General features: G+C 39.0%; 21 protein-coding genes and 2 pseudogenes. 13 read left to right on the top strand and 10 right to left on the bottom strand.

The annotated features are described in order from the left end of the window. Positions 1-10: 10 nt before the first annotated feature. Positions 11-790 (bottom strand): hypothetical protein, encoded by a 780-nt coding sequence (locus EAL49_RS03770; protein ID WP_120829032.1) that lies wholly within the window; start codon positions 788-790, stop codon positions 11-13. A 37-nt stretch (positions 791-827) separates the two neighbouring features. On the opposite strand from EAL49_RS03770, the pseudogene EAL49_RS03765 reads away from it, so the two are divergent. Then, positions 828-2,753: pseudogene (locus EAL49_RS03765) on the top strand (HsdR family type I site-specific deoxyribonuclease); the annotation flags it as partial. Next, positions 2,753-3,460 carry a YgjP family zinc-dependent metalloprotease gene (locus tag EAL49_RS03760; RefSeq protein ID WP_033740421.1) on the top strand — a complete coding sequence of 236 codons (708 nt, stop codon included), beginning with the start codon at positions 2,753-2,755 and terminating at the stop codon, positions 3,458-3,460. The pseudogene EAL49_RS03765 and the gene EAL49_RS03760, both read left to right, overlap by 1 nt. 92 nt (positions 3,461-3,552) lie before the next feature. Here the strand turns inward: EAL49_RS03760 and EAL49_RS03755 are convergent, their stop codons facing one another. Continuing rightward, positions 3,553-6,078 carry a TonB-dependent receptor family protein gene (locus tag EAL49_RS03755; protein ID WP_120829030.1) on the bottom strand — a complete coding sequence of 842 codons (2,526 nt, stop codon included), beginning with the start codon at positions 6,076-6,078 and terminating at the stop codon, positions 3,553-3,555. Positions 6,079-6,442: 364 nt separating this feature from the next. Further along, positions 6,443-7,411 (bottom strand): arginase, encoded by a 969-nt coding sequence (rocF, locus tag EAL49_RS03750; protein ID WP_120829028.1) that lies wholly within the window; start codon positions 7,409-7,411, stop codon positions 6,443-6,445. A 206-nt stretch (positions 7,412-7,617) separates the two neighbouring features. Here rocF and EAL49_RS03745 point away from each other — a divergent pair, with 206 nt between their 5' ends. Beyond that, complete coding sequence (locus EAL49_RS03745; RefSeq protein WP_120829026.1) at positions 7,618-8,760, top strand: alanine dehydrogenase; 1,143 nt, start codon at positions 7,618-7,620, stop codon at positions 8,758-8,760. Positions 8,761-8,882: 122 nt separating this feature from the next. Further along, positions 8,883-10,619, top strand: a pseudogene (locus EAL49_RS03740) (DUF262 domain-containing protein). A 10-nt stretch (positions 10,620-10,629) separates the two neighbouring features. Here EAL49_RS03740 and EAL49_RS03735 read toward each other — a convergent pair. Beyond that, positions 10,630-11,358 carry an outer membrane protein gene (locus EAL49_RS03735; RefSeq protein ID WP_120829024.1) on the bottom strand — a complete coding sequence of 243 codons (729 nt, stop codon included), beginning with the start codon at positions 11,356-11,358 and terminating at the stop codon, positions 10,630-10,632. A 185-nt stretch (positions 11,359-11,543) separates the two neighbouring features. Between EAL49_RS03735 and EAL49_RS03730 the strand changes: the two genes are divergently transcribed. From EAL49_RS03730 to hcpG, 5 genes are all read left to right on the top strand, one after another. Next, entirely contained in the window at positions 11,544-12,398 is an 855-nt protein-coding gene (locus tag EAL49_RS03730) for an NAD(+)/NADH kinase (protein WP_120829062.1), read from the top strand. Between the two features lie 16 nt (positions 12,399-12,414). Continuing rightward, a complete protein-coding gene (locus EAL49_RS03725) occupies positions 12,415-13,989 on the top strand; it encodes a DNA repair protein RecN (protein WP_120829022.1) in 1,575 nt (524 codons plus the stop codon). Further along, the gene (locus EAL49_RS03720; protein WP_120829020.1) at positions 13,986-15,293 is read left to right on the top strand and encodes an NFACT family protein; all 1,308 of its coding nucleotides are present in this window, start codon (positions 13,986-13,988) and stop codon (positions 15,291-15,293) included. The genes EAL49_RS03725 and EAL49_RS03720 overlap by 4 nt, the downstream gene beginning before the upstream one ends. 19 nt (positions 15,294-15,312) lie before the next feature. Then, positions 15,313-15,609, top strand: coding sequence for a hypothetical protein (locus EAL49_RS03715; protein WP_000539097.1), 297 nt, complete (start codon positions 15,313-15,315; stop codon positions 15,607-15,609). 137 nt (positions 15,610-15,746) lie between these two features. Continuing rightward, on the top strand, positions 15,747-16,724 hold the full coding sequence (gene hcpG / locus EAL49_RS03710; protein ID WP_120829018.1) for a Sel1-like repeat protein HcpG: 978 nt from the start codon (positions 15,747-15,749) through the stop codon (positions 16,722-16,724). Positions 16,725-16,762: 38 nt separating this feature from the next. Here the strand turns inward: hcpG and EAL49_RS03705 are convergent, their stop codons facing one another. Further along, positions 16,763-17,626: a 3'-5' exonuclease gene (locus EAL49_RS03705; protein ID WP_120829016.1), complete on the bottom strand. Its 864-nt coding sequence runs from the start codon at positions 17,624-17,626 to the stop codon at positions 16,763-16,765. Beyond that, the gene (gene rpe / locus EAL49_RS03700; protein ID WP_100976859.1) at positions 17,604-18,257 is read right to left on the bottom strand and encodes a ribulose-phosphate 3-epimerase; all 654 of its coding nucleotides are present in this window, start codon (positions 18,255-18,257) and stop codon (positions 17,604-17,606) included. The genes EAL49_RS03705 and rpe overlap by 23 nt, the downstream gene beginning before the upstream one ends. Positions 18,258-18,327: 70 nt before the next feature. On the opposite strand from rpe, the gene EAL49_RS03695 reads away from it, so the two are divergent. From EAL49_RS03695 to EAL49_RS03675, 4 genes are read left to right on the top strand one after another with little or no spacing between them, the layout of a single operon-like run. Beyond that, positions 18,328-19,200, top strand: coding sequence for a class 1 fructose-bisphosphatase (locus tag EAL49_RS03695; RefSeq protein ID WP_120829014.1), 873 nt, complete (start codon positions 18,328-18,330; stop codon positions 19,198-19,200). Beyond that, positions 19,200-19,403, top strand: a complete 204-nt coding sequence (locus EAL49_RS03690; RefSeq protein ID WP_162973095.1) for a hypothetical protein — start codon at positions 19,200-19,202, stop codon at positions 19,401-19,403. The genes EAL49_RS03695 and EAL49_RS03690 overlap by 1 nt, the downstream gene beginning before the upstream one ends. Positions 19,404-19,415: 12 nt before the next feature. Further along, positions 19,416-20,312, top strand: a complete 897-nt coding sequence (locus EAL49_RS08245) for an SAM-dependent methyltransferase (protein WP_162973094.1) — start codon at positions 19,416-19,418, stop codon at positions 20,310-20,312. Beyond that, a complete protein-coding gene (locus tag EAL49_RS03675; protein WP_120829010.1) occupies positions 20,305-21,036 on the top strand; it encodes a type II restriction endonuclease in 732 nt (243 codons plus the stop codon). The genes EAL49_RS08245 and EAL49_RS03675 overlap by 8 nt, the downstream gene beginning before the upstream one ends. 113 nt (positions 21,037-21,149) lie before the next feature. On the opposite strand, the gene EAL49_RS03670 is transcribed toward EAL49_RS03675, so the two are convergent. From EAL49_RS03670 to mfd, 4 genes are all read right to left on the bottom strand, one after another. Continuing rightward, on the bottom strand, positions 21,150-22,007 hold the full coding sequence (locus EAL49_RS03670) for a cytochrome c1 (RefSeq protein WP_000657634.1): 858 nt from the start codon (positions 22,005-22,007) through the stop codon (positions 21,150-21,152). Further along, positions 22,004-23,242, bottom strand: a complete 1,239-nt coding sequence (locus EAL49_RS03665) for a cytochrome b (protein WP_038418300.1) — start codon at positions 23,240-23,242, stop codon at positions 22,004-22,006. Before EAL49_RS03665 ends, EAL49_RS03670 begins: the two co-directional genes overlap by 4 nt. Positions 23,243-23,252: 10 nt before the next feature. Beyond that, the gene (locus tag EAL49_RS03660) at positions 23,253-23,756 is read right to left on the bottom strand and encodes a ubiquinol-cytochrome c reductase iron-sulfur subunit (protein WP_000763654.1); all 504 of its coding nucleotides are present in this window, start codon (positions 23,754-23,756) and stop codon (positions 23,253-23,255) included. Positions 23,757-23,880: 124 nt separating this feature from the next. After that, complete coding sequence (gene mfd / locus EAL49_RS03655) at positions 23,881-26,880, bottom strand: transcription-repair coupling factor (protein ID WP_120829008.1); 3,000 nt, start codon at positions 26,878-26,880, stop codon at positions 23,881-23,883.

Genomic DNA, 26,880 nt, shown 5'->3' with positions numbered 1-26,880 from the left:
TTTGTTTTCTTTATGATGCTAAACTCACATTATCTATAGATAGTTCTTCTAATGCTCTATAGATATTCTTTTTTACAATCGCTTGTTGGTAAGAACACTTGATGTTTGGAATTTTTTTGCCAACAAGCTGATCATAAGTTAATCTACAAGAAAGACAAGAATTATTAACCGACACAAACTCCAAAAAAATATTGTTAAAGTTTTGCATTTGAAAATGCTTAGGGATTTTTAAAAAGAATGCACCGTGCTTGTTTGAGAGTTTGAATGTACTATCTTTTAATTTCTTAAAGAGTTTTTTCAAATAACAACAAATTCCTAAAAAGAAGTTATTAGGTAAATTGCTCTCCCCATTCAAACCCAAATGCTCGTAGCCTTCTATTTTAGTGAAGTCATGCATAGATAAGAAAATATAGCCCTTTTTGTTCTTAAAAGCAGTTAGAAATCCTATTTTCCCTAAAATTTGGAGATTATGCCTTAAAGTTCTATCGCACCACTGCAAGCGAGTTAAAGCATAATGGCGGTTTAATGCGATTTTGGAACTTCTAGAATCTATAACAATTTCACTTAAAAGTTCCATGAGTTTCTTACAGCCTGTGCCACCAAAGAAAGTTGTATTGCTAGGAAAGTTCAATATCTTTTTAAAGAGCTTACATTCAACATAATTAAATTTATTAAATCTGAAAGGAATAAACCTGTCTTTTGAATGTTTGGAATAAACGACATTGTTCGCATGCATTTCTTTTAAGATATTCGCATCCAAAACTTTTCTTTTAAAAACTGTTTCTTGCATAGTCATAATCCCTAGATATTGATTTCTTAGAGATTAGAAAAAAATTACATTCTCTAAAGAATGGATTGTTTTAGTGGATGAATGCCACAGAACCCACAGCGGTAAATTGCACAACGCCATGAAAAGCCTGCTTCCTAATGCGATTTTTATCGCCTTTAGCGGCACGCCTTTATTGAAACAAGATAAAAAGACAAGCCAGGAAGTGTTTGGGAATTATATCCATTGCTATAAATTTAATGAAGCCGTTAGCGATAAAGTGGTGCTAGATTTAAACTATGAAGCCAGGAGCGTGGATCAATATGTCAGCAGCCCTGAAAAGCTGGACGAATATTTTGAATTAAAAACCCAAAACTTGAATGATACGGCTAAAACAGAGCTTAAAAAGAAATGGGTTAATTTGCAAAAAGTTTTTTCCACTAAAGACAGATTGGCTCGCATTGTGCAAGATATTGTATTGGATATGGCAAAACTCCCACGATTAAGGAGTGAAAAGGGGAATGCCATGCTGGTGGCTGGAAGCGTGTATAACGCATGCCGGTATTTTGAACTCTTTTTAGAAACAGAATTAAAGGATAAGGTGGCTGTGATCACAAGCTATGAACCCAATATCGCTGATCTGAAAGATTGCGGGAGCGATGAGAGCGAAGAGAGTTACAAATACCGCGCTTATTGCACAATGCTGCAAAACTTTTTTGATGAAAAAGATGAGAAAAAAGCCCTTAATAAAATCAAAGAGTTTGAAGAAAAAGTTAAAGAGCGTTTTATTAATGAGCCTTCTAGAATGAAGCTATTGATCGTGGTGGAGAAGCTATTGACCGGTTTTGATGCGCCAAGCCTCACTTATTTATACATGGATAAGAAAATGCAAGATCATGGGCTTTTTCAAGCGGTGTGCAGGGTGAACAGACTGGATGGTGAAGATAAGGATTTTGGCTGTATCATAGACTATAAGGATTTGTTTGAGAGTTTAGAAAAAGCGCACAGCGATTACACTAATAAAGCGTTTGAAAACTACGAAAGAGAAGACATTCAAGGGCTTATCTCTGACAAAGCCCAAAAGATTAAGAAAAAATTAGAAGAAGCTAGAGATCAGTTGAAATCGCTTTGTGAAAGCGTGAAAGAGCCAAAAGATGAAGAGGATTATACCGCTTATTTTTGCGGGAATGATTTAGAAAAAAACGCTCAAAAAAGGCGGTTATTTTACCAGCTTGTTGGCGCGTTTTTAAGAATGTTTGTGGAGCTAAATAATTTAGAAAAGCCCGTTTATTCTAAAGAAGAAATGCAAACAATCAAACAAGAAGCGGAATTTTACAGGCATTTACAAAAGATGATTGGTTTAAGCAGTGGGGATAGCGTGGATTTAAAAAGCTATAGCGAAGAGATGCGTAGGATCTTAGACGCTTACATTAAAGCCACGGATAGCAAGACGCTCATTAAAATAGAAGATCAAGGGCTGTGCGAAGTTTTAGCCCAAATGGATATTAATGATTTTAATAAGGATCTGTCTCAAGCGTTTAAAAATGAAAGCTCTATGGCAGAATGCATCGCTAACAACACTAGAAAACGCATTATAGAAAAAGAAGCGAGCGATCCTAAGTATTACGAAAAATTATCTTCGCTTTTAAACGATTTGATCAACCAGTTTAGAGAAAAGAAATTAACCTATTTAGAATACTTGCAACAAATCCAACATTTAGCCAAACAAGTTATCCGTAAAGAAGATAAAAATTACCCTACAAAAATCAACACTGACGCTTTAAAAACCCTCTATGATAATTTAGATGAAAATGAAGCCTTAGCCCTAGAAATAGACGCATGCATAAGGGATAATAAAAAAGATGGTTGGGTGGGGCATCATCAAAAAGAAAAAATTCTTAAATTCGCTTTAAGAAAAATCATAGGTGATGAGGGTTTGTCAGAAAATGTCTTTAATTTAGCCAAACGCATAGAGGAATATCATTGATGAACGCTTATTGTTTGACTTTAAATAATACCAATATCGCTATAGAAAAAAAGGATATTAAGCATTTACACATTAGCGTTTGCCCGCCTAATGGCTCTGTGCGTGTGTCTTGCCCCCTAGCTTTAAACGATGAGAGCCTTAGGCTTTCTTTGATTAAAAGACTCCCTTGGATAAAAGAACAGCAACAAAATTTTTTAAACCAAAACAGACAGAGCCAAAGAGGAATGCTAGAAAGAGAAAGCCATTATCTTTTTGGGAAACGCCATTTGTTAAAGATTGAACACACCATAAAAAAACACTTCGTCCTCCAAAGCCCTAAATATTTAATCTTGCATGTCCATCAAAAAACAAGCTTAGAAAACCGCTTAAAGGTGTTAGAAAATTATTACAGACAAGTTTTAAGAGAAAAAATACAAACCTACATCAACCATTATGAAAAGATTTTAAACGAAAACATACAAAGCTTTAAGATCCAAAAAATGAAACGGATATGGGGGAGTTGCAACATTGCTAAACGCACCTTGCTTTTCAATTTGGAATTGGCTAAAGCGCCTAGTGAGGGCATTGAATATGTGGTTGTGCATGAATTATTGCATTTCAAAGCGCGCCACCATAACGAATATTTTAGGGATTTGCTGAGTTTGTATTTACCCAATTGGCAAAGGGCTAAGGCCAGCCTCAAAGAAACTTATTTGGAATATTCTTAAATGAATGCTCCACAATATTAGTGAAATTAGTGAAATCGCTAAGCGGCTAGTAACTCATCATAGCGCAATAACCCCCCTCCTTTTTAAAGCCTTTAGAAAGTGTAGTTCAAATACGCTGTAACCGATCTTCCAGGTGCGGGTTGCAAGCCTGCAGGGCTAGAGCCAATCCCTGTAAAATAATACTTCATGTTGAAGATGTTATTGATTTGCAAGCTTCCTGTAACTCTGTGTCGTCCGTTTTCCCAGAAAATTTGGCTCACTTGGATATTCCACACCCAATACCAAGGCAAGAGCCCTTCATGCTGGGTCATACACCAAGCTTCGCATTGATAACCGCTATTAAGAACGCTTTCATAGTTGTTCCCCCCACTATAATATTGCATCCCGTAATAGCCCCCTGCTGCGCTGTTGCTGATCCCGCTATAAGCGCGGCTATAAAAATAGCTAGAAATACCAATGGTGGTTTTACGCCAATTGTAACGAGCGTCAAAAATGAACTGGAAAGGGCTTACAAATGGGAAATGCTTGTTATAGCTAGTCCCTTTTAGCACATCCCCATTCAAGTCTGTTAAAGGGCCATGGCTGGTTACACGAGTGTCAATGTAGTTGAAAGCGGCATGGAATTGCAACCCTCTAATAGGCCTGTAATACAATTCCAGCTCCACGCCTTGAGAATAGCCATTAATGGGGCGCACATTACCTTTCATGGGACCGCTCGTATAGACTGAATACTGCCCGGTAGCAAAATCGCGCGCCCAAATCCTAAAGTAGTCCGCATTGAAGCTGAATTTATCTTTATAGGTGTAGCGCGCTCCTGCTTCCACCGTGTCAAAGTGTTGGGTAAAATACTCCGCTCCTCCATAGCTCAAAACGTCTAATTGAGGCGGGACAAAAGAGCGTTGGTAGTTGAAGTAGGTAAGCACATTGTGATCGCCTTGCACAGGGATAAAGCCAATGTTGGTTGAGGGCATCCAATTGTTCATGTGCTTGATTTTTCTTAAATCCTTCTCAGGGATTTGCGCCCAATTAGCCGCATTTTCGTTGTTGTATTGCACAAAAGCGTAGCGCAAACCAGGCACGATGAAAAAGCGCCCGTCCCAAGCTTCAATGCGATCGCTCAAATAAACTGCTGTGTAATTGTTACGCCAGTTATTCCAGTTTCTATAAACGCCATGCTTGATGTGGGGTTTCCAACCGCTCATCACATTAGCGCCCTCACACAAGAATCCTGCCCCCTCACCGCTCGTTTTGGTGGCGCATTCATTGGTGTTTAAGTATTGGCGCTGTAAAAAAGTGGTGGTCATGAAACGCAAGCCCATGATAAAGGTTTGCTTGACTTTCCCGGTATTGACGATCAGATTCACTTTAGGCTCAAAAGCGTTGTTAATGGAGCGCACAGGGTTTTCTACTTCTGCCCAACCATTGTAGTTGGTGGCATAATAAGGCACAGCCAAGTTATACCCTGCCGGAAGTCCCGCCGCCCTGCATGCCGCTTCGCTAAAACAAGTAACCATGTTAGCGCTATTGTAGCTAGAGCTCACTTGAAAGTCTCTAGTCATCAACTGCCCGTAGTAAGTGAAGCTAAAAGTCCCGCCCACTCTGTCTAAATCCCCGAAGCGGTTTTCATACACAGCCCCAAAGCGTTGTGAGCGCCCGCCTTTTTGGTTTAAGGGGCGCAAATTAGCGAAGCGGTTTGTTTTGTAATCTTGCTCGCTGAGTGATCCCGGTTGGGCGATAGCAAAATCGTAGTATTGGTAATAGGCTTTAATCCCATTGCTTTCATTGATGTCATAGATCCCATCCAGCCAATAGTTTGAAATACTAGAGGGGCTATTGTCCCTAAAGCCTTGGCCTCTAACCCAGTTAGCTTGCGCTTGGATACCCACATGCTTATTGATCATCCCTCCGCTTCTCACATAGGTGTTATAGAGGAGGTTGTTGCCTAAAGACTTGATAAAAGAAGGATCGCCGGTTTTATCAGGGGGAGCGGCAAACCCGGCGTTTCTAGCCTTAGCCCAATAAGTGATCCTTTCAGCCGCTTGGTTTTCCCATTGAGTAGGGATAGGCTTAGTGATGATATTGACAATACCCCCATAAGTGTTAGGCCCGTATTGCACGCTGCCTCCACCTTTGATCACGTCAATGCGATCAATGGCTTGAAAGGTAACAGGGAAAATGTCTAGCTCAATGTGAGCGTAGGGGGCCATATACACAGGAATACCATTAACTAACATCAGCGTCGCATCGCTATGCCCTGAACCGCCCGCTCCAAAGCCACGGATTTGGATAGTAGGCATAGCCCCCACACCGGTGGCGTTCCTAATTTGCAGACCGGGGACATTCTGTAAAGCTTCTTCAATGCTTTGGTTAGCTTGTTGGGTGAGCGCTTTATTAGAGATCACCGTGCGGCTTCCTGTGTATTTTTTCACTTCTTCATCTTGCCAACTTTTAGGTGCGGTAATCCCGCTATAACCCAAATTGACCTGCCCAGAATAATCAGATCTATCCTTTTTGCCGGCAGTAGAAACCTTGCCTAAAGTGTAGTCTTTATCCTTAGCAAACAAAGACTCTTGGCAAATCAAGCTGGCAGTTAAAGCCAACAGAACTTTTTTATGCAACGCAAACTCCTTGCTAGGTTTTGAGAGATTTAAAAATGGTTTAAATTTTTCAAGTAAAATCGCACTAATAATGAACGCCTATTAAGTAATAAAAATAAAAAAAACTTAATAATTCGCAAAATTTTATCATAAAATTCTTAAAATTTTATTAATCCCATGAAAATCTTTTTTTTTTTTTTTGATTTTGCTGATTTTGCTCAATCTCTAGTGAAAAATCCCCATTTTTGACACACAGATAGCTTGCATGCGTTCTCAAAACACACAAGACATTTTTTGACGCTCAAAGCGGGTTAATTTTTCATCTAAACACTGCCCCATTGTTGGTTTCATTTTCCAACTTTTTATCGTTTTGCTTGAAAAGCGATCAGCTACTCCTTGCAAAAGAGTGCTTCTTATCTTTAATTTTACAGCTCTTGATGATGAGATCCAAGATTTCCAAAACCTGCTTTTCTTCTTCGTTATTGTGTTTGACACTCACCGTGGGGTTGTATTCGGTTACCTCAATCGCTCCTAATCGGTCTTTAAAATTTTCTAAAAGCAAGCCCAGTAATTGCTTTAATTCATCAAAACTCAGCCCGTTATTTTCACGCACGCCGGTAGAAGTGAAAAGCTTGCCATCCATAATGTCTAAATCCAGACTCAAGTAAATAATATCCACCGCTTTTAATGATTCTTTGGTTTTTTGAACCACTTCTTGCATGTTTTCTCTTATCGCGCCCACGCTAAATAAGGGGATTTCTAATTCCTTAATCACATCTCTTTCGCTTTTTTCTGTGCTTCTTACCCCAAAATACACCAAACATTTAGGATCAATTTCTAACCCTCCCTTTTCTAACCCCAAAGAGCAAAGCTTTTGCCATGCCTTTTCTTCGCTCTCGCTCATGCGATTAAACCCGCTACGGACACGATTTAAAACCATGCCTAAAGGCATGCCGTGAATGTGCTTTGTATCGCTGTCATAAGCCGTATGGATATCCGCATGCGCGTCTAAATACAAAATCCCTATTTTTTTGTCTTTATGAACGCTCCTAAAGGCTTGGAAAATCCCAAACATGTTCGCATGCTCTGAGCTTAAAATCAAAGGGAATTCTTTTTTCTCAAACACTTCTTTCATGCAAGGGATCAAATTTTCTTTACAAAAAAGGTAGTAATCTTCAAAATTCTTAGCGTATCTGAACTCTTTATAAAGCACGCACCGCTCTTGAGTGATCGTTTGCATGCCTTTAATCACATCGCCATGCGTTACGCTTAAAGCCTCTCTCAAACGCCTAACCCCTGTATCGGTGCCTCTTTTTGACGCTCCTAACTCCGCTTCTAATCCTACTAAAATCATTTTATTGCTCCTTTTTAAATCCCCACTCATATTTTTTATTCTAAACCAAAATTAACAACCAATTATTAATTAAGAAAATGAATAATAAATAGAACAATTTCATTGTGTAAAAGAGTAAAACCATTCAAGTTTTTGACAGAAAAACACTCAAATAGTCTTATTGAGCGAATATAATCATAACTGACACTACTATTTAAAGGATTAACATGACTATTGGACTAGTTAAAGAAAGCATGGATTTAGAATCACGAGTGGCTTTGGTGCCTGATGATGTGGCGCTAATCATTCAAAAGGGCGTGGAGGTTTTGGTGGAAAATAATGCCGGTGCTAATAGCGGTTATAGTAACGAAGCGTATGAAAGCGTGGGGGCTAAAGTCGTGGATTCTAAAACAGCGTGGGGGCAGGATTTGGTGGTCAAATGCAAAGAGCCTTTAGAGCATGAATACCCTTTGCTAAAAGAAAAAGCCACGCTGTTTAGTTACTTGGATCTAGCGTATCAAAAAAGCTTGTGCGAAATGTTTATTAATAAAAAAATCACTTCTATTTGCACTGAAACCATTGCCGGGCCTAAAAACGACTACCCTATTTTAGCGCCTATGAGCGTGGTGGCTGGGAGGTTGGCGGCGCATTTAATCCAGCATTATTTATTGGCTTTAGAGCATGTTAAAGGGTTTATGGGTAAGGGGGTCATGCTAGGGGGGTTATCGGGTGCACAAAGGGCTAAAATCGTTGTGGTTGGGGGCGGTGTGGTTGGCATGGAGAGCGCGAAAGTCTTAAGCCAAATGGGGGCTAAAGTAACGATTTTGGAATTAGACTACGCTAAATTGCAAAACCACCCCTATTACCATTTGTATGACTTAGAAGTTTTAAGCGTGAATGAAGCCAATATCATTCAGGCTTTAAATGGAGCGGTGGGGCTAGTGGGAGCGGTGCTAGTTACAGCGAGCCAAACCCCTAAAGTGATCTTAAGAAAGCATTTAAAACACATGCAAAAACAAGGGGTAGTCATTGATGTGGCTTGCGATTTAGGGGGGTGCATAGAGACCATACACCAGACAAGCCATTCTAACCCGGTGTATGTGGAAGAGGGTTTGTTGCATTATGGCGTGCCGAACATGCCAGGGATTGTCGCTAAAACGAGTTCTACGGCTTACAGCCATGCGAGCGTGCCGTATTTGTTGTATTATTTAGAGCATGGTTTGAAGGGCTTTTTAACAGCCAACACTAAAATCGTGGCAAACACCCTTGGAGGCTTGAGCGCTTATAACGGCTATATCACCCAAGAAGGCATCGCTAAAGCGTTCAATCTAGCGTTCAAATCGCCTTCAGACATTTTAAAGGAGCTTTAAAAATAAGTTGTAAAAAAGGGCATGGCGATAAACCATGCGTCTTAATATATAGAAATATTTCAAAAAAAAAAAAAAACACTTTTTAATGTTATAATCTACCCTAATCAATACAAGGGGTTTTTATGGCAAAAATTGAAAGCGAAGATTCTTACCTACAAGATATTTTAAAAGACGAACTCTACTATCAAATCCCCATTTACCAACGCCCTTACCAATGGACAGAAGAAAACTGCGAAAAGCTTTTAGACGATTTGTTTTTTAATTATGAAGATGACAGAGAAAGCGATTATTTTTGCGGCTCATTAGTCTTAATTACAATCAGCGAAGATTCTAAAGCCAAAACCTATGATGTTGTGGATGGCCAGCAACGCTTAAGCACTTTCATTCTGCTCGCAAAAGTTTTAGCCACGCTTTATTCTGAGCGTTTAGACCCTGAGCGTAAGTCCCAAGAATATTTACAAGAGAGTTGGAGCGACAGGCATGAATATAAAGGAAAGAAAAAGAAAAAGCGATTGGATTTTGATCTGGTAGGGTCTAGTGCCAAAAAAGATTTTCAAGATACCTTAGATTTTTTTGACGATCTTGATGCAAGCAAGGGCGAGGACAGCAAGAGCAACGGCTCAAGTAAGAGTAAGAACAACTACTTGAAAAATGCGATTTGTTTAAAAAACTATCTCAGAGAAAAAGAGATTGGAGACATTAACGATTTCATTGAGTGGCTGTATTCTAATGTCGTATTTATCACCATCACTTGCCCTGATGCAGACAAGGCGTTAAGTATTTTTAATGTTTTAAACGCTAGAGGTTTGGCTTTGAATGCGACAGATATTTTTAAGGGGGAATTGTTAAAAAAACTCACCGAAGAAAAAGAACAAGAAGAGCTTGCGATCCGTTGGGAGGATTTGCGTCAAAAATGCTTGGATAATGGTTTCGCCATGGAGACATTGTTCAGTCAATATTTGATATATTTTTATGCAAAAACTTCTAGAGAGAAAATGGACAAGAGCCTCAACACCTAGTTTGACAAACTCCAAAAATCTCCTCTGGAATACCTTGATGGCGTAGAAGATTTCTACAACGCTTATGTGGAAGTTTTAGAAATGCCGGATCGATACGCCCACTTGCTCTCTTATAAAGAAGATAATTATTTGCGTGTCATCTTGTGTGCTAGCTTGTTGCACCGCTATAGCCAAAGCGAGATAGAGACTTTAAAAAAATTGTTGGTCAAGTTTTACTACCAACATTGGGTTGCAAGGACGAAACAATCTCAAATCGAACAGACTTGTTGCAACATGATCACAGCTTTGAAAGAAAAGAAAAGCATGGAACACATTCTCTCTATCGCAAGAACAAATTTAGCCTTATACAGCGTAATGCAACACTTCAAGGAAAACCTGGGAGACAGCCATGTATACAAAAAACAACCCACAAAGAATCCGTATCTCAAACCCATTCTCATTTTAGTGGAATATTTCATGAGCGATGATCCCAGACCTAAACGCATTCAAACGAACGATTTTCATGTTGAACATATCTTACCCCAAAAACCCGATCTTTCAAGCCAATGGGTGAAAGACTTTAGCGAAGAAGAAAGAGGATTATACACGCATTCTTTAGCCAACCTCACGCTTTTAGGAGGCACGAGAAACACTCAAGCTTCAAATTTGGATTTCAAAGATAAAAAGAAAATCTACATGGGAGAAGAAATCAAGTTAAACAAGAAGAAACCTTTTAAGGTGATGACTTGTTATAAGATGACCATAGATATTGCACACCACTACACAGAATGGACGCCCAAAAGCTTAGAAAAAAGAAAAGAAGAGTTGATTCAAATCATTGAAAGCGTGCTAACGCTCTAGGGACGCACCCCTAGAAAGTGAACACGTAATTCACATACCATGAATACACGCGCCTAAATCCTATATCCAGATTTTTCGCAGTGATATAGGGGTTTTTCTTTAGCATAGGGAATTTCACGCCCGCTTCAATGCTGGAATGCTTTAAGATCCTTAAGCGAGCCCCCACATTGAATAAAAATTGGAAAGAAGTGGCTTTTTTGCTCACCAAAGCTTGCTCCACCAAAATGCCCTCAAAACTCGGTGTCGCCATAAGCCATGAATTGCCGGCCAATTGCACCCCACCAAAAGCCCCCAAACTCATGATGCCGTTATTAATGACATTAACCATCAAGTCCATAGCCCCCCCATAAGTGAGCATGTTTGGCTCAAAGGTTTTAGGATCAGCGAGGCTCGTTAAACGATTGATTTCTTGTTTCCCAAGAATTTGACCCGCCAATTGCACCACTTCGTTGTTATAGTTAGGGTTTTTAAGCCTAATAGAATTGGCATGAGCGTAGTCAAAAAACCCATAAAGGCGCAAGCCAAAGTATTTCCCAAAGAAAAACTGATACCCTAAAAGCGCATCAAAGCCCTTGATAGTAGCGTTAGTGGCTTGTTTTTGAGAATTAATATCCGCATGCATTTGGGCTTGCCCTTGCAAATAACCCGCCCCTAAAAAAACGCCATTGCCATCCATGGCTAATAGCACGTTCATAGAAACAATCAAAGCTAACAAAGATTGAGAAAAAAATTTTTTCATGTGTGATTCCTTAACATAATGTTTACATTCTTAAAAAGAATACCCAAAAAACAATTAAAAACGATTAAAGAATGAAACATTAACCACAATAAAAACTTTTCATGAACTTTACACAAGATGATAAAAAAGCAATTAAAACCCCCTTTTTTAAAATTTTGTTTCAAGCTTTAAGCTACAATATACGCATGAAAGATTCACATCAAACTATCGGCGTGTTTGTGCGGCCTACCCATTATCAAAACCCCCTTTTTAAGGAGCTAGAGCAGGCTAAAGAATGGGTTTTAAAGCTTTTAGAAGATGAAGGGTTTGAAAGCTTTATGATTGATAGCCTTGATGGGGCAAAAGATGAACGATTGATAGAAAAAGCCTATGCGTTTTTGTGTTTAGGAGGCGATGGCACGATTTTAGGGGCTTTAAGAATGACGCATTCTTACAATAAGCCGTGTTTTGGGGTGAGGATTGGGAATTTAGGGTTTTTGAGCGCGGTTGAATTGAACGGGTTGAAAGATTTCTTACAAGATCTCAGGCACAACAGGATCAAATTAGAAGAACATCTGGCTTTAGAGGGTCGTATTGGAAAAACCTCTTTTTATGCGATCAATGAAATCGTGATCGCTAAAAAAAAAGCTTTAGGGGTTTTAGACATCCAAGCTTATGCGGGCCATACGCCCTTTAACACCTATAAAGGCGATGGGCTTATCATTGCCACGCCCCTAGGCTCGACCGCTTATAATTTGAGCGCTCATGGGCCGATTGTGCATGCTTTAAGCCAGAGCTATATTTTAACGCCCTTGTGCGATTTTTCTTTAACGCAACGCCCCCTAGTGTTAGGAGCGGAATTTTGTTTGAACTTTTGCGCTCATGAGGACGCTCTTGTGGTTATTGATGGGCAAGCCACCTATAATTTAAAAGCCAACCAACCCCTATACATTCAAAAAAGCCCCACGACTACCAAACTCTTACAAAAAAATTCAAGGGATTATTTTAAAGTGCTTAAAGAAAAGCTATTATGGGGGGAAAGCCCTAGCAAAAAAAGATAAAAAAAGGGTAAAAAACATGCGAGATTTCAATAACGCTCAAATCACACGCTTAAAGGTGCGTCAAAACGCTGTTTTTGAAAAGCTGGATCTGGAATTTAAAGACGGCTTGAGCGCGATTAGTGGGGCTAGTGGGGTGGGCAAAAGCGTTCTGATTGCGAGCCTTTTAGGGGCGTTTGGACTTAAAGAGAGCAACGCTTCAAACATTGAAGTGGAATTGATCGCGCCTTTTTTAGACACGGAAGAATACGGCATTTTTAGAGAAGATAACCACGAACCTTTAGTCATCAGCGTGATTAAAAAAGAAAAAACGCGCTATTTTTTAAACCAAACGAGCCTGTCTAAAAACACGCTCAAAGCGTTATTAAAAGGTTTGATCAAACGCTTATCTAACGACAGATTCAGCCAGAATGAACTCAATGATATTTTAATGCTCTCCTTACTGGATGGCTATATCCAAAACAAAAACAAGGCGTTTAGCCCCCTTTTAGGCACGCTTGAAGAAAAATTCACCCGCTTAGAGGAGCTAGAAAAAGAAAGGCGGTTATTAGAAGATAAAAAGCGTTTCCAAAAGGATTTAGAAGAGCGTTTGAATTTTGAAAAAATGAAATTAGAGAGGCTGGATTTAAAAGAAGATGAATACGAACGCCTTTTAGAGCAAAAAAAATTGCTCTCTAGTAAGGAAAAACTGAACGATAAAATCGCTCTGGCGTTAGAGGTGCTAGAAAATACCCATAAAATCACGCATGCTTTAGAGAGCGTGGGCCATAGCGCGGAGTTTTTAAAAAGCGCTTTATTAGAAGCGAGTGCTCTGTTGGAAAAAGAGCAGGCTAAATTAGAAGAGTGCGAGCGTTTGGATATTGAAAAGGTGTTAGAAAGGCTTGGCATGCTAAGCGGGATCATTAAGGATTATGGGAGCATTGCGCATGCTAAAGAACGATTAGTGCATGTTAAAAACGAACTGCATAACTTAAAAGAAATTGACCATCATTGCGAAACTTACCACAAAGAAATAGAGCAATTAAAAACCGAATGCTTGAAATTGTGCGAAGAAATAAGCGGCTTTAGAAAAGAATATTTAGCCGGTTTTAACGCTCTTTTAAGCGCTAAAGCGAAAGATTTGCTCCTAAAAAGCCCCAGTTTGGTTTTAGAAGAAGCCCCCATGAGCGAAAAAGGCGCTCAAAAACTCGTTTTACATTTACAAAATTCCCAATTAGAGACTTTAAGCTCTGGAGAATACAGCCGTTTGAGGCTGGCGTTCATGCTTTTAGAAATGGAGTTTTTAAAGGATTTTAAAGGCGTGTTGGTGTTAGACGAAATGGATTCCAACCTGAGTGGTGAAGAGAGTTTGGCGGTCTCTAAAGCCCTTGAAACCTTAAGCAGCCATTCGCAAATCTTTGCCATTTCGCACCAAGTCCATATCCCAGCACTCGCTAAAAACCATATTTTAGTATTCAAAGAAAACCACAAAAGCCTTGCAAAAACCCTTAATAACGAAGAAAGGGTTTTAGAAATCGCGCGCATGATAGGGGGGAGCGAAAATATAGAGAGCGCGATTTCTTTCGCTAAGGAAAAATTAAAGGCGCAAGAATGAAATTTTTTCTTTTAAAGAAATTCAGCGAATTTTTAAACGCTCAAACGCATTTTAGCCTCAAACGCTTGAACGCGTCTGGTTTTTTATTAGAGACTTTTTCCAAAGAAAAACACGCCTTTGTTGTAGATTTGAACACGCCTTATATCGGTTTGTCTAAAAAACCCCCAGAGAGCGTTTTAAAAAACACCCTAGCGTTAGATTTTTGTTTGAATAAATTCACTAAAAACGCCAAAATTTTACAAGCAAACATCATTGATAGCGATCGGATTTTAGAAATCACATGCGCTAAAGATTTGGCTTATAAGAGTGAAAATTTTATTTTGCGTTTAGAAATGATCCCTAAAAAAGCCAATCTCATGATTTTAGATAAAGAAAAATGCGTGATAGAAGCCTTTCGTTTTAATGACAGGGTCGCTAAAAACGATATTTTAGGGGCATTGCCTTTTAATGCATACGAGCATCAAGAAGAGGATTTGGATTTTAAGGGGTTGTTAGACATTTTAGAAAAAGATTTTTTATCCTACCAGCATAAAGAATTAGAACACAAAAAAAATCAAATCATCAAGCGATTAAACACCCAAAAAGAACGCTTGAAAGAAAAATTAGAAAAACTAGAAGATCCTAAAAATTTACAGCTGGAAGCGAAAGAATTGCAAACTCAAGCCCAGCTCTTGCTCACTTACCAGCATTTAATCCATAAGCATGAGAGTTGCGTGGTTTTAAAGGATTTTGAAGATAAGAAATGCATGATTGAAATTGATAAGAGCATGCCCTTAAACGCTTTTATCAATAAAAAATTCACTCTCAGCAAAAAAAAGAAACAAAAATCGCAATTCTTGTATTTAGAAGAAGAGAATTTAAAAGAAAAAATCGCTTTTAAAGAAAATCAAATCAACTATGTTAAAGGAGCGCAAGAAGAAAGCGTTTTAGAGATGTTTATGCCCTTTAAAAATTCTAAAATCAAACGCCCGATGAGCGGGTATGAAGTGCTGTATTATAAGGATTTTAAAATCGGTTTAGGGAAAAACCAAAAAGAGAATATCAAGCTCTTACAAGACGCAAGAGCGAATGATTTGTGGATGCATGTAAGAAATATTCCTGGATCGCATTTGATCGTTTTTTGCCAAAAAAACACACCCAAAGATGAGGTCATTATGGAATTAGCCAAAATGTTGATTAAAATGCAAAAAGATGCGTTTAATAGTTACGAAATTGACTACACGCAACGAAAATTTGTCAAAATCATCAAAGGAGCTAATGTCATTTACTCAAAATACCGAACTATTAGTCTAAAGGACACTTAAACATTCTAAGGAGGTTAGCATGGGTGTTTCAGCTTTAGGCAATGTAACTTATATCAACCAAAACGCTCCTTTAAATTCTGCTATCCAACAGGGTGCAAGAAGTGATATGCTGGATTTAGCGCAAAGCTTTCAAAGCAAGCTTGAATTAGCCCAAGAAACAAGGGCGTTAGAAAACATGCAAGCTATTAGCGATAAAGATCCTAAAGAAGGCTCCAAAAACCGCTATCCAAACAGCCAAAGGGCTAAGGCGTTTGGCTTGGAAGAAGAAGAAATTGAATTGTGGCATGAAGAGCATTTGTTGGATATTGTGGGGTAGGGTGTCGCAAATAACCCCTATCCTTTCATGAGTTTAAAATAAAATAATCAAGTCCCTGTTTTTTAAACATTAAAAGATTTTAGCTATCAATATCAATCACAATAGAATCTTATATTTTTAACAAAAGGGAATGCGTCATGTTAAGGGGTGTCAAAAAAGCGGTTTTTAGGGTTTTGTGTTTGGGGGCGTTGTGTTTAGGGGGGTTAATGGCAGAGTCAAACCCTAAAGAGCTTATATTTTCAGGTATCACTATTTACACGGATAAAGATTTCACTAGAGCTAAGGAATACTTTGAAAAAGCTTGTAAATTAAACGATGCTGATGGTTGCGCGATCTTAAGAGAGACTTATTCTAAAGTCATCCTAAAAGGAAGTGCAAGAGAAAGCATTGAAAAAGCTCTTGAACACACCGCTACTGCTAAAGCTTGCAAATCAAACGATGCTGAAAAATGCAAGGACTTAGCAGAGTTTTATTTTAATGCAAACGATCTTAAAAATGCTTTAGAATATTACTCTAAATCTTGTAAGTTAAATAATGTTGAAGGGTGTATGCTGTCAGCAACTTTTTATAACGATATGATAAAGGGTTTGAAAAAAGATAAAAAAGATCTAGAATATTATTCTAAAGCTTGCGAGTTAAACTATGGCGATGGCTGTGCGATTTTAGGGGATATTTATCATAATGGTGAAGGCGTAACGCAAAATTTTAAAAGAGCTTTCAAATATTACTCTAAAGCTTGCGAGTTGAATAATGGTGAAGGGTGTTCTAAATTAGGAGGGGATTATTTTCTTGGTGAAAGCGTAACGCAAGATCTTAAAAAAGCTTTTGGATATTACTCTAAAGCTTGCGAGTTAAACGAGGCTCTAACATGCACGCTTGTAGGAGAGTTTTATCGTGATGGTGAAGGCGTAACAAAGGATCTTAAAAAAGCTTTTGAATATTCTGCCAAAGCTTGTGAATTGAATGATGCTAAAGGGTGTTACGCTCTAGCAGCGTTTTATAATGAGGGTAAAGGCGTGGCAAAGGATGAAAAACAAACGACAGAAAACCTTGAAAAGAGTTGCAAGCTAGGATTAAAAGAAGCATGCGATATTCTCAAAGAACAAAAACAATAAAATCCTAGCCCTATTAAGCCCCATTAAACAGCTTTCGTTTAACTGGTTGCTTTTATGATATTGAACAAGCCTTTTGTCCTCTCAAAAAGAGAAAATGGCGGTGGAGTCTCTTGGTATTTGGATCTTGGGGGTCTTTTGATTAGGGTGTTAGCGCATTTGGAAAAATCAATCAAATCCATTGTCGTTTTGATGTAGCTGGGTAAGTTTAATAAGCATATTTCAAAGAGTTTATAGCTCGCTAAAGCGTCCGCATAGGCTCTGTGGCTGACTTCTATGCCAAACCCTAAAAGCTCTTTTAAAAAGCTCAAAGAATAACGCATGGACAAAATGGCTCGTTTGGATAAATCCAAAGTGCAAAGCTTTAAATTCAATAAAGGGCAATGCAATTTCTCCACAAAATAACGCCCCAAAAAGTTGTAATCAAAATTAGCGTTGTGGGCCACAAACACGCTATTACCTAAAAAAAGCCGCAATTCTTGCAAAGCTTCATGCACGCTTGGGGCGTTTAGGGTGTCTTCATAAGTGATGCCTGTAAGCTCAGCGATATAATCAGGAACGCTTTTGACTTTCACAAGGGTTTCAAAACGATTAATGATTTCCCCCCCCTTCACTTGCACGGCCCCGATTTCTAAAATCTCATGTTTTAGGGGGCAAGAGCCGGTGGTCTCTAAATCAATAAAGGAAAAAACCTCATCTTTAAGGGGGGTTTTAAGGTTTTTGAGCGTGATTAAATTTTCGCTCGTTTCTATGAAATTAAGTCCGCACGCTTTTAAATATTCCAAATTGACTTCATCATAAATAAGGCGAGAGAGCGATTTTTCTAGCATGCCTAAGCTTAAATCCTGGTGCTTTAAGCGAGCGATTAGGGCTTGAATATCTTTATGCAAGAGACTGTCTGACATTCTGTAAGCCTTCAATAGCCAGCTTACGATCTTTGGATTTAAAAATATAACTCCCTGAAACCACCACATCCACGCCCGCTTGTTGGAGTTCAAAGATATTTTTATCATTCACACCCCCATCCACTTCTAAAAGACAGCTAGGATTGTAGCGCCTAATCAATTCCTTGACTTTCAGGCACTTTTCTAGCACCAGATCTAAAAACTTCTGCCCGCCAAAGCCCGGATTCACGCTCATTAAAAGCACTAGCCCCACGCTTTCTAGCAAGTATTTAATACTTTCTTCATGCGTGTGGGGGTTTAGAACAACGCCTGGCGTGATGCCTGAATTTTTAATGAGTTGCAACACCCTGTGGGGGTGCTTTTCATTTTCTGCATGAATGCTGATGATTTGCGGGTTTAAAGGAGCGAATAATCCCACAAAAAAGCTCGCATTTTCTACCATTAAATGCACATCTAAAGGCACTTGGCTCATTTGAGTAACATTCTCTAAAACCACAGGCCCCATGGTTAAATTAGGCACATAATGCCCATCCATCACATCCACATGCAAAAAATCAGCGTTACTCACGCTCTCTATCTCTTTGGCTAAATGCATAAAATCAGCGCTCAAAAGGCTCGGAGCTACTTTCAAAATACTTCCCTATTTCCAATGTTTTAAAGTAAAATATTAGCATCTTTAATCAAATCATAAAAGGGTTTTTATGGATTACAAACATTTTAAAGGCAAGCATGCAAACATCGTTATAGGAATCATCAGTCTTTTAGAAAAAGGGGTTAAAAAAGCCCAAGAAATTTTAGAAAAGCCGGACGCTGGGAGTTACACGAAGCTAGAAAACAGCAGCGGGGATACGCCCATTAAAGCGGATTTAGCCCTAGACAAGTTTTTAGAAGAAAGTTTTTTGAGTTTAGAAAATGTGAAAAGCGTTTTTAGCGAAGAAAAAGAAACGCCCATTACTAAAGAAAACGGCTCTTATTTGATCGCTTATGACCCCTTAGACGGGAGCTCAGTGATGGAGGCGAATTTCTTAGTGGGCACGATTATAGGGGTTTATGAAAAGGATTATAAGGCGCAAAATTTAGCCGCCAGCCTTTATGTGGTTTTTGGGCATAAAATAGAATTAATGGTGGCTTTAGAAGAAGTTTATCGTTACGCTTTTTATCAAAACAAGTTTCATTTTATAGAAACCATTGTTTTAGAAAATAAGGGTAAAATCGTCGCTAGCGGAGGCAATCAAAAGGATTTTTCTTCGGGCTTAAAAAAGGCTTTAGAAGAGTTTTTTGCAGAAAATTACCGCTTACGATATTCAGGGTCTATGGTGGCCGATGTCCATCATGTGCTCATTAAAAAAGGCGGAATGTTTTCCTACCCGCAAAAGAAATTGCGAAAGCTTTTTGAAGTCTTTCCTTTGGCCTTGATGGTTGAAAAAGCTAAAGGGGAAGCGTTTTATTTTGATAAGGGGGTTAAAAAGCGTTTGCTAGAGCAAAGCGTAGAAAATTACCATGAAAAAAGCGAATGCTATTTAGCCAGTCCGCATGAAGCTCAGATTTTAGAAAAATATTTAAAGGGAGAATGATGCAAAATAGCGCTAAAAAATTAGAATATGAAGAGCGTTTCAATGACGCTCTTTTGAAATTAAAAGCATGTCAAGAGGAAAAGCAAGTAACGAGTTGCTTGAAATGCGAGCAGGTTTTGAATTGCAAGATCCGCAACAGCTATGTGGATGCGGCTTATGAGAGCATGAGTTTAGGCGAAGCGGGCGGGTTTAATTTCAACTAAAATGGGATTAAAATGGTCAGTAATACTACCTTGCAAAAGAATTTAGACGCTTTTTACACCCACCCCAAAATCGCGCGATTTTGTTTGGATTTATTAAAAGATCTCATCAATCAAAATCTAGGGCTAGACTTAAACGCGTTCCATTTTTTAGAGCCAAGTGCAGGGAGTGGGAGCTTTGTTGATGCATTAAAAGGATTAGGGATTGCTGATTGTCTCGCCCTTGATATTGCCCCTAAAGCTCAAGGCATTCAAAAAAAAGATTATCTGTTGGAATTGATTGAGTTTAACAAAAAGCGTGTTATTATTGGCAACCCTCCTTTTGGGCATAGAGGGAAATTAGCCCTAGATTTTTTAAACAAATCCTTAAACGAAGCGCCTATTACAGCGTTTATTTTGCCCAATTTATTCAAACGCTATTCTATTCAAAAACACATTGATAAGCGTGCAAAATTGGTTTTAAACGCTGATTTAGAAAAAAACGCTTTTATTTTTAATGAACGACCCTATGATGTGAAATGCGTTTTTCAAATCTATATGCATAAAAATATCGCCCTAAATCTTAAAGACGAGCGCATCATTGCTCCCCCAAAAATCCGCCATAATGACTTTATTACTTACATTCATAACAACACGCCACACACCCTAAAATATTTCAACAAAGAAAAATACCAATGGGATTTTGCGGTGGTGAGACAAGGCTTTTATGACTACAACGAAAAGATCACCAATGCAAATTTACTGATTAAAAACCGACAATATTTTTTCATCAAAGCCCATTCCAAAGAAGCTTTAATGATTATCCATAAAATTGATTTCAACAAACTCGCTCATAAAAACACGCAAGTTTTAGGGTTTTCTACTTATGATTTTGTGGAAGAATATTGCAAATTAAAGGAAATGCATGCTTGAAAAAGTGTTCCAAGAAATTACCAATAAAAGAAAGTTTTTTGCAAGTTCTAGCACAGGAGAGCAGTTTGAAAACCAATTTAGGAATGAATTAAAAAAACACTTTAGCGAAATCAATGGCGATTTAACAGAAGAATTAAGCCATATTGAAGAAAAGCCTAATAAGGAAATCAAAACCGCTTTTAACCAACTCAAAAAGCAAGTTTTAGAAAAAAACCACCCACACACCCTTAAAAACCCTTTTTCAAACCTTACAAGCCATTTTTTATACCAGCCTTTTGGCTCACAAAATTACCCTGATTTTTTGGTTTTTATTTTTGATCATGTGGTGGGGATTGAAATCAAGTTTTCTAAAAACGATAAGGGTGAAAAAAATCTTCAAACATCTCGCCCCATGTGGAATTCAAACCTGCCTAAACCCAATGCGATTTATGTGTATGGAGTCGCTAATGCAGACATCACTTTTTTTAAAGGCTCAGATATTTTGAGTTATGAAACCAGAGAGGTCCTGCTCAAGTATTTTGATACTTTAGATAAAGATGAAGAGAGTTTGAAAAACGCCTTAAAGGATTTAGAAAACCCTTTTGGGTTTGCCCCCTACATCAGAAAAGCTTATGAGTATAAAAAGGAATTTTCTAACCACCACCAGATTGAAAGTTTCTTTTCGCCTAACCACATTTTAAGAGAACAAAATGTCTTAAAATTTTTGAAAACACTCACTCATTAGCATATTTGCACCCATTTATCTATTTCTTGTAAAACACGAGTTTATTTTTAATATAAAGAAATTGATGATCAGTCTCATAGAAAAAGCCCCTTACATGCTCCCCCCTTTTTAATTCAATGCACTTCGCTCCAAACTTTTCTTTTCCATGCATAAGCCAAGAACGACAACACCGCAAAGAAAATCATGATCTTAATCCCTAAGGTATTCCTTTCATGTTTTTTCCTATCGCCCGCTTTTTCCAAATATGCGATGACTTGTTTTTGAGCTTTTTCACTCAACCCCACTCTGGGCATAGCCGTGCCAGGCAAAAGCTTTTGCGGATCGTTGATGAAAACATTCAAGCCATGCTCGCCCTTAGCTCTAATCATCATGGACAAATCAGGTGCATGAGAGCCTAAATAATTGGCTAAATCTTTAGGATCGCTAAAGGCCTTATCTTTAGCATAATCCAGGCTATGACACCTTTGACAACTTTGCGCAAACACTTCCTTATCGCTCAAACTTTTAGGCAAAATAGAAGTGAGATACGCCACAATATCGCTCAAATCTTGATCGCTGAATTGAGAAAACGCCGGCATAGGATAGGGCCTTTCATCGTTGAATTTATGGCTCAATTTCGCCGTTTTCACGGGGTCTTTGATGAAGTGGGCTAAGAAATTCAAATTCAAAACCCCCGCCACATGGCTTAAATCCGGTGGCACGACCCCAAAAGAGTTGCTCGCGCTAAGGCTGTCCATAGGGGCTGGAATGTTTTGGGATTTAATGCCATGGCAAGCGGTGCAATTTTCGGCTACAAGCTGTTTGCCCTTATTAGCGTCGCCATTTTTTAAATCCATCGGCTCTAAATCCTTGAAAGCAAAATCTGCCGGAGCGACTTTAGGGTGCATCACCGAATGCGCATAAGGCTCAACCCCATAATAAATCACGCCTACCACCACAATAAGGATGATTAGAATCTTAAATTCTTTCATCTAACACCCCCTTGTTTCTTCCTTTCAGCGATAGTGATAATGGGCAACACCACAAAGAAAAGGGCTAAGAAAGTGATTGAACCCACTAACCCAATGTATTTACCAATCCCAAGCGGAGGCAATTTACCATAGATCGTTAAAACAATCATATCAATGATTACAAGCCAAAACCACACCATAAACGCAGGCCGTTTGTGCGCAGGAGCGACAACCGGGCTTCTGTCCAAAAAGGGCAGTAAGAAAAAGATCACTTGCGCCACGCCAAAGGCCATTAGCCCTAAATCAGCGCTAAAGAAAAAGCCCCTTAAGACTTCATAGCTCCATAAGAAATACCATTCAGGGTAAATGTGAGGCGGTGTTTTAAGGCTGTTAGCCCTTTCAAAGTTGATAGGATCCATCGCAAAATCATAGTGGTAACACACCAAGTAAAAGAAAAAGACCATGAACGCGCAAACCACAAAAATATCTTTAGACAAGAATACCGGCCAAAAAGGAATGACTTTAGATTCTTTTTTCTTGCCTTCAATGAATTTCTTTTCTTCTGATTCAAAGTCAATCTCTTCGCCTTCTTGATTATTGACATGCGGGATGCGTAAAGAATAAAAATGCACCCCAACAAGTAGAATGATCGCAATGGGCAGTAAAAACACATGGAGCATGAAAAAGCGCGTTAAAGTGGAATCCGCCACGACATAATTGCCCCTAATCCACTCCACCACATCAGCCCCAATAAAAGGAATGCCTCCAAATAAATTAGTGATAACCGCCGCAGCCCAATAGCTCATCTGCCCCCAAGGCAGCATATACCCGCTAAAGGCTTCCGCGCTAAAGACCACAAACAAAACCATCCCGCTAATCCAAATCATCTCACGGCCCTTTTTGTAAGAGCCATAATAGATACCGACAAACATGTGGATATAAATGATGACAAAAATCATGCTCGCTGCCGTAGCATGCATGTGGCGCCAAAGCCAGCCATAAGCCACTTCTTGCATGATGGTGAAATTCACGCTATCAAACGCCATTTTCGCATCAGGCTTGTAATACATGAGCAAGAAAATCCCTGAGACCACAAGCACGCCAAAAAGGGTCAATAAAATCACCCCCATAGCCCATAAGAAATTGATGTTTTTAGGGATCCAATATTCTGTCATTAGCACTTTAACAAGCTTGTTAGTGCCAAGACGCATGTCCAACCATTCGCCTAAATTCTTCGCTTTTTTTATCTCTGCCATGGAACTCTCCTTACGCTTTAGCCATCATTTTTTTGTATTCAGCCCCGGCTTCACCAAAAGTGATTTTAGTGCCTTCAATTTTAAAAGGCGGGATATCAAAAGGGCGTGGAGGAGGGGTGCCGGCAATATTCACGCCATCAGAAGTGAAACGCCCCCCATGGCATGGGCATAAAAAGCCTTTTTCTTCATCTTGATAAGTGGGGATACACCCTAAATGCGTGCAAATTTGAATGGCTGTGGTAAAAACGCTCTCGCCAACTTTAAAATCGCGCTTTTCATTAAAGCCCTCTTTTTTAGAACGCTTGAGGATATAGACCGGTTTCCCACGCCATTCCACGGTGGAAAACTGCCCTTCTTGCATGTTCGCCACATCTATGGTTGTAAAACCGGCTGAAACAACGCTTGGAAGCGGATCCCAAGTCTTTTTCATCGCTACTAGACTCGCTATAGCCCCTATAGCTGTAACACTAGCAAGGCTCATTCCTAAAAAATCACGCCTTTGAATATCTGCCATGATTAAAAAACTCCTTAATGATAATTACCTTTTAACGACTAAAGGCATAGCAAATCCCTATTTTACAACAAACTCTCTTAATAATCTTTTTAAAATAACAAATTGAGGCTAAAATCAAACGCTTTTAACGCCGTTTTAAAGAAATTTGAGCGCGCAAATGTTTCAAAAGGGTTTCTAAAATATCGTTATCGTCTTTGCTTGGGGCTTTCAGGCTTTCTTTATGTTCATCGCTATAAGTAAGGGTGATGTTTTGATTAAAATTAGAAAGTTTAATGATGCCAAGTTGGTTGGCTAAGATTTTAAGCGTAATGATTTGCAAAAATTGAGCGCTCAAATCGTCTATTTTGCCAAACCTGTCTTCTATTTCTTCATGGATTTGCCCCACCTCATCTACATTTTCACACAAACTCAAACGGCGGTATAAATCCAGCCTCAAACTATCGCTTGCAATGAGTTCAGGGTTTAAAAAAGCGCTCACGCCAAGTTGGATTTCTACGCTTTTTTCAAGCCTTTTTTTCCCCCCACTCAATTCATAAATCGCGTCTTCAAGCATGCGCGTATAGAGTGCATAACCGATATTTTTAATATGCCCGCTCTGATCTTGCCCGAGCAAATTCCCGCCCCCCCTGATTTCTAAATCATGATAAGCGATACTCTCCCCACTGCCTAAATACGAATTTTTTTCCAAAGCGAGCAAGCGTTTTAAAGCTTGATCGCTCAAACTTTTTTGATCTTCTATCAAAAAATAGCAAAAGCCTTCTTTTTTGCCTCTCCCCACACGCCCTCTTAATTGGTGCAAATCAGCCAGCCCGAAATTCTGTGCATTATCAATAATAATCGTGTTAGCGTTAGGCAAATGAATACCGGATTCCACAATAGAAGTGCATAATAAAACCTGATAATTCCCTTTAGCAAACTCTAACATGATCTCTTCGCTCTCGTTAGCGTTAATTTGGGAATGCAAAATAGCGATTTTGAGTTTAGGGATTAAATTTTCTAATTCCTTTTTGACTTTTGAAATGCTAGCGATATGGTTATGGATATAAAAAATTTGCCCGTTACGGCGCAATTCTCTATGGATAATCTCTTTTAAGAGTTCATCATTCTTTTCTTTCAAAAAAGTGCGGCTGGGCTTTCTGTCTGTGGGTGGGGTTTTTAAAGAGCTAATGCCTTTAATTTGAGAGAGCGCCATGTTTAAAGTGCGCGGGATAGGCGTAGCGGACATGCTTAAAAAATGCACGCTTTTGCTCAATTCTTTTAAGGCTTCTTTTTGTTTCACGCCAAATTTATGCTCTTCATCCACTACCATTAAACCCAAGTTTTTAAATTTCGCGCCTAAAATCGCATGCGTGCCTACAAGCGCATCAACTAACCCTGATTCCACCGCTTTTAAAAGCTTGTTTTTTTCGCTCACATACCGATCCAAACGAGCCACTTTAACGCCAAAATTTTCAAAACGCGCCCTTAAAGTCTCAAAATGCTGGTGGGCTAGTAAGGTAGTCGGCACGACTAATGCGCTTTGAAAGCCGTTTAAAAACGCGCAAAAAATCGCATGCATCGCCACTTCCGTTTTCCCAAAACCCACATCACCGCTTAAAAGTCTGTCCATCACTCTCTTAGAGCTTAAATCCCTTGAAATTTCAGCGATGGCTTTTTCTTGATCGCTCGTGTATTCAAAACCCGCATGCGATTTAAAGACTTCCAACTCCGCTAAATGCACATCCATCTTTTTACCCAAGATCAAATTGCGTTCAGCCGCTAATTCAATGATCTTGCTTGCAATCTCTAAAAGCTTAGTCCTGACTTTAGCTTTTAATTTGAGAAAGCTCCCTTTCCCTAGCCGGTCTTTGACCGGCACGCTATCGCTTTGCGCCACATAACGAGCGATGAGATGCAAATTTTCTACCGGTAACAGCAGTTTGTCTTCACCCAAATAAGCGATTTCTAAAAAATCCCTCTTGCTCCCTAAAACGCTGTGTTGGACTAATTGAGAAAACACGCCCACCCCATAATCATCATGCACCACCCATTCACCCGGATTCAATTCGTTCAAAGCGAGCTTGGATTTTTGGCGTTTTTTCTTCCTTTCAAAGGAATTGAGCGAGATAAAAATCCCATCAGGGGTTTTAAAGTTTAACACAAAGGGGGCGATCACGCATTCCATGCTGCTTTTTTCAAGCGCGCTTATCGCGTTGTCTAAAATCGTTTTATTGGGGGCTAGGAGCGTGATTTTATGATTTGAATGCAAAGCGATAAAGCCTTCTAGGGCATGCGCATGGATTTCTAAATCTTCATAACCTTGCGCGTTTTCTAAAACCTTTAACAATTTGAAACGCTCATAATTTAATTCGTTTAAGCTCGCTAATTCTTGAATTTCTTCTAAAGCTCTAGGGCTTATAACGCTTTTATAGGCATGCAACAAATCGTTTGCTTTTTCCCCTAAAAACCACAAACCAAAACTGGTTAAATCTTTAGAAAAGCTATTTAAGGGGCTTTGCTCCACTTTGGTTTTGAGATCCTTATAAGATAGTTCGTCCAAACTAAAAAGCGTGGGGGGGATTTCAATTTCTAACAAATCTTCTTTAAGGCTCATTTGAGTGGTGGGATCCAATTCCTTAATGCTCTCACACTCCGTGTCAAAAAAACTCAAGCGATACGCCTTAGAATTAGGTATATAAATATCCACAATATCCCCCCTAAAGCTCGCTTCGCCTTCCACTTCCACCAAGTCTAAAATTTCATAACCATAATAAAAGAGCTTGTCTTTCAAATCCTTAAGGTTATATTTTTCTAAAAGAGTGATTTTAAAGCTTTCTAAAAGTTCTTTTTTGGGTAAAGGGTGCAATAACGCGCTAATAGGGGCAATGATGATAGTTTCTTGCTTGTTTTCTAAGGCCTGATAAAACTCCCTCAAACCCCCTAAAAGCTGTAAAAATTCTTCAAAAAACGAACGCAAATCGTCGTTTTTTTTAGCCCTAAACTCCGGGAAAAGAACGGCTTTAATATTTGGCTTAAAATAGCTTATGACTTCTTTAGCGAGCTTGGATTCTTTAAAATCCTTACAAGCGAGTATTTGATCATCAAAGCCTTTGTTTAAGGCTCTATAAAGACTAGATTGGATCAT

Source organism: Helicobacter pylori (genome assembly GCF_003637665.1).
Taxonomy (GTDB): Bacteria; Campylobacterota; Campylobacteria; order Campylobacterales; family Helicobacteraceae; genus Helicobacter; species Helicobacter pylori_CK.
Note: the sequence above shows the minus strand (reverse complement) of the source record. Positions and strands in the feature narration are given on the sequence as shown.